General features: G+C 54.6%; 5 protein-coding genes and 1 pseudogene. 1 reads left to right on the forward strand and 5 read right to left on the reverse strand.

Annotation, left to right across the window (positions count from 1 at the left end; genetic code table 11):
• The 4 genes and pseudogenes from LH464_RS23945 to LH464_RS23960 all read right to left on the reverse strand — a co-directional run.
• Positions 1-180, reverse strand: a 180-nt coding sequence (locus tag LH464_RS23945; RefSeq protein WP_226788913.1) for a helix-turn-helix domain-containing protein, incomplete at its 3' end; no start/stop codon positions are given.
• Positions 181-219: 39 nt separating this feature from the next.
• On the reverse strand, positions 220-555 hold the full coding sequence (locus tag LH464_RS23950) for a hypothetical protein (protein ID WP_226788917.1): 336 nt from the start codon (positions 553-555) through the stop codon (positions 220-222).
• A 278-nt stretch (positions 556-833) separates the two neighbouring features.
• Positions 834-1,637, reverse strand: coding sequence for a hypothetical protein (locus LH464_RS23955; protein WP_226788914.1), 804 nt, complete (start codon positions 1,635-1,637; stop codon positions 834-836).
• A gap of 385 nt (positions 1,638-2,022) precedes the next feature.
• Positions 2,023-2,266, reverse strand: a pseudogene (locus LH464_RS23960) (IS3 family transposase); the annotation flags it as partial.
• A gap of 713 nt (positions 2,267-2,979) precedes the next feature.
• Here LH464_RS23960 and LH464_RS23965 point away from each other — a divergent pair.
• Entirely contained in the window at positions 2,980-3,387 is a 408-nt protein-coding gene (locus LH464_RS23965; RefSeq protein ID WP_226788915.1) for a hypothetical protein, read from the forward strand.
• Positions 3,388-4,253: 866 nt separating this feature from the next.
• Here the strand turns inward: LH464_RS23965 and LH464_RS23970 are convergent.
• Positions 4,254-4,457 (reverse strand): hypothetical protein (locus tag LH464_RS23970; RefSeq protein ID WP_226788916.1); only part of this gene is annotated, 204 nt, incomplete at its 5' end.

Consider the following 4,457-nt stretch of genomic DNA (forward strand, 5'->3'; position numbering starts at 1 on the left):
GGGATCTTGTCTTCGCTTGGCCCGGTATCTCCGCCACTGCTCCCGGCGTCGATCGGCGTGCTTCTTGTTTATGTGGTAGTAGACAGTCGTATCGGATACCCCGTACTGCCTTGCGATTTCCTGGACGGGCAGGGCGCTAGCCTTCCATTCGGCTACAATTTTATTTGTGACACGGCTCATAGCTCTATTCTCGTGTTGCCTGGCTTTTTGAGGTCGACATCAAGTGACTGCTTCTGGCAGATTTCCGGCTTTAGTAAACGATACCAATGGGAATTCCGTCCCGGTTGGGACGTGATCTACAAAAGCGTTTTGAAAGGGTCTGACCACTGTCGAGATTTTTCCCAGGGTTGCCGACTTGTCCCATAGTATAGCCTGGGCCGACCGGAGCCACGCGAAGAGATTGGAACCGCGCATCAGTTCATGGCCAATCTTGCGGTAGCCGAATTGTGGTGTTTTACGAACGCGCACCGCAATCGACTTATGGCTGAGCCCTTCCTCAAATCTGTATCTTAGAATCTCGCGGACACGACGCATCGCTACTCTCTCCGCTGGCATTACGTTCCTTCCTCTTAGCACACCTGAAAGACGAAACTCTCACCAGCAGGGCCAACAAACGCCCCGCCACATCGTCTCGGAACAGGGGGCGACTTGCGTCCGAATTTTGCAGCCAATGAGGCGGCCATCTCACCCGCTTTGTCGCGCCCCACCAGCCCGAAGCCCTCAACGAGTTTCAGGCGCAGCCGAACTCGTTCAAAAACTCGTGCGCACCACGGTTGAGCAGCATCAGGTTGAAAGGCAGATCCGGGCCATGGAGCAGGGAGGGAAGCTCACGCTCAATCGAGCGGTTTCACTGTCTTAAGCTCATCGATTCGCCATGAAAGGTTAGCGATCCGCTCGGTAAGGTATGCTGCATTTGCCCCATTGTAGTGGGGAATGAGCGACCGGCCATAAAATTCGGTTTCGACTTTTAACGATGAGATTACTGCCAAGGTGTCGTTAGCCTCTTTCCTTACTCGGAACTTGAATTTGTCATCGCAGGTGTCGGGTTTGAGCCGGGCGAGGTAGCGATTTCGCTCCTTTGCGGAAGCATACTCCCGATCCCACTCGGAGCAGAGTTGGTCTATATGACCAAACTGGGCGTCGAGTGACGCTATTTGCTGTTTTACCTGTCGTTTTGCATCGGCAATCTCTTCCGTCCGGGCCCTAATCTTGTCGGCTTCCGCCTGCTTACGGGCAGACTCCCTAAATTCTTGGGATTTTACCGCAGCGTCGGCGGCAATACGCGAAATACGAGCAGCCAATTCCTTGTTCTCGAAGTCCTCGATTGAGTAACTGAGGGGGTTTCTCGATGTGTCACTGATGATCTTTGCGAGATTGGTCCTGCAGTCGGTCTTGAACATGCCCAACATGTCACTTGGCATGTCCTTGTAGATTGCCTGGTCAAGGCCAGATAGCACTCTGGGGCACTCCTCTGTGCGCCTGGGAATAGTCGAGGGGCCGTCATCTGGATCGAACGGACTTTCGCCGAGCATAGCGAGGATCTGCGCGTCCGTTGCTTGAGGCAAACCGTCGCCACATGCTGTAACGACAGGAAGGACGACCGCCCCGAGTAAGGCAGCTTTAAGAGGTGTTTTCACGATAAGATCTCCAGGAAAAAATGGAACGCAGTTAAAGAGGAGAATTTTTAAAGCGGGTCGAAGTAAATTTTGGTGAGACGAATTCTGTCCGTGGGGAACTATGCTAACCTGATCGAATTCCTTGTCATTGGATCCCACCCTCACGGTGATCGGTCTTAAGCAGGCTCTTTGTCGGAAGCTGCTCACGGTTGCAGACGATAATCAGATTGAACGCAAGTTCTGCTTATCTAAAATTGACTAGAAGTCTATATTGTATTGCAGCGGCACAATAGCGCGGTTCTAGGAGCCATTCCATCAAACACGCAGCAATTGTCAGCCTGCGGCAGTTCCTGCAAATCCCCCAGAGCTTCTCGGTACGGATGGTGTATGCCGTTCCAAACAATGGAATAACCGTCAGGACCCGGAACCTGCGCCCATCGGTGAACTGATCCGCCACGAAGTCCAGCGACCACGGTCATTGGCTGCCATTCGGATCAGCATCGGTGCTCGTGTGCCTATCGCTCGCTTCCTGCCGCCGCGCTTGCGCACGGTCAACTTTTGTCCCGAAGAGCCGGAAGAACTTCTTGTGGTTCCCATGGTGCCCCTCGCGTCTGAGCGGCATGAAGGGGTCGATAGCCAAAGAGGCGGCGAGGTCAGAAAGTTCGTTTCCGACGCGATACGTTGCCACAGTTCTTCGAGCGCGCAGCACCGGCAATCGCGGGGATGGAATGCCGCGTCTTAAGGGGACGGTAATACGGTCAGAGGGCCAGATGCTTTTAGCTGAGAAGATGGTGGGTTACTCTGGCGACATGACGCAAATGCATCGTTCTTGCAAGGATTCTCAACAGCACATATTGACTAACTGCATCATATTGGCCATGTATCTCAATACATGGCTCAGCTACGCGGACGGATTGCTCTCTATCAGGTGGCTGAGGTTCTAATGAACAGACTATCGAAGTACTTGCTGGAGTCTTGCTGGCTGACAGGACTGTGTCAGGGCGTTTGCCTACTGAAAGAAGGCCGCGGCGCCAAACATTGTCGTCGCACTCAACTATTACCCCGAGGCTGAGCGAATGTTTAAAAAGGATAAGGAATTGGTGTTGAGCGAAGCGGCGGCGGAGAAATAGATATGCGGCATGCCGTTAACATGCCCACCGCAACGAATGCTTCCACCCAGATGCGCAGAGTTGCGATGTCTGTCTTGGCAATCGGACTTTCCGGAGTGGCCGGCTGTCAAGCCGGTAAGCCCCTTGCCATGAGCGTCACCGCCATCCCGACAAGCCCCGGCAGCGTAAACGGCGACGTCCTGGCGCCTCAGCGCAATGCTGGTCAAGACATTCCCCAGCTTCGGGGTTTCGAAATGATCACCGTCCGCACTTACGAACATGCCCGGAAGACGGGGGGCGGTTCCAGCTCAAAAATCGAAATCGAGGGCATCGATTGCGTACTCGAGAGCGAAGGGTATAGCGCCGCCGTCAAGACACCGGCCGAAGTGAGGGTTCCAGACTACGGCTACGCTTCGCGGCCGATCACTGCGCGGTGCACAGCGCCCGGCTACAAGAGCGCTGTCACGAGTTCTTCGCCCTTCAACAAGACAGCAGAGCAACGTCTTTCTTCAGGCGGACAAAGCGGTGGCCTTGCCGGAGTTTTGGTCGTGGCCCTGATCAATGCCGCATCGGACGAAAAGAAACACGATTTTGCGTATCACCCTATCACCGTGACGATGAACCGTATCGGTTGTGAAAAGCAGGCTGGCGGCTGCCGCTAGCGGCCTCTAATGCGGCCTTAACCGAGTTAATTGTCTGCCGTGCTGTGGAATTGCTGAGCAGCAGCAGGAAGACAAATGAAGGACAATTTACGCCGTGTTATGCAAGCGCACGACAACCGATTTCATGGGGTGACGTAGGGAATGACAGCATCGATGGCCAGTCCACCTCACCTTTGATCGTGTCCACGCTCGTGGTGTAGTTGACGGAAGGTAGGGAAGGCGAACGCCCGCGCGTAGCGCTGAGCGGGTGTCGTCTCCTGGACCGCCAGAAGTCGATAGCTGCTCGATTTCTGTCATCGACGCAAAGTTCGATGAAAGACGACTTCTAACGGGCCTTCGGTTTCGTCGAACCAACATTTGACGGTTCATCCGCAGGAGCAGTCAGAAGCGTGCCGCTACTGGAAGGTTGCAATCACGGGCCATCACTAAGACGACCATGGAAGCCTAGTTGGTCCAGTCTGGGATTGTGCGCTTCGCCACATTATGTTGCCTCGAAATGGGAGGGTTTGACCACATATGATCACTCGGTACAGTTGGCGCAGGAGCGACGGCACCGTTGAATATCACGACAGCGAAGCCTCTTTGGCTGAGGCGCGGGCGAGGGAAGCTGGGGAAGCTAGGGAAGCGCGCCAACTATGGTATGTGCTGGTTGGCCTCGTGGCGGGCGGTATTCTTGCTTACCAAACTCTGAGCTGGCTTGGCGGCGCGGATTGGCCAAAGTTGCTTCGCCTCGCTATCGTGATGACAGGAAGCGGATCAACGGCCTATTTCCTTGTTAAGTTCGGAGATTTCATAATTGGTGCCGTCTTTGTCCTTATAGTTGGCCTTGTACTCGTGTCTATCGGATGGGCGATCCTAGCGGGTGTCTAGCATGCGGTATGAGAAAATAGTTCTCCGATCGAACGACGCCTGGTGGCTCCGGCAGATGGATGCGGGCAGCCTGAACGCATATCGACCGAAGGTTCAGACCCAAAGCCGAACGGCGTCCACGGGCTAGGTCGGTCCGGCTTGTTGAATTCGAGATCTACAAGCTTGTGGGCATAGGCCAATTGCTTTTCGCTCGGCCCGGC

The sequence above is a fragment of the Pseudorhizobium xiangyangii genome (assembly GCF_020531965.1).
GTDB classification, from domain to species: Bacteria; Pseudomonadota; Alphaproteobacteria; order Rhizobiales; family Rhizobiaceae; genus Neorhizobium; species Neorhizobium xiangyangii.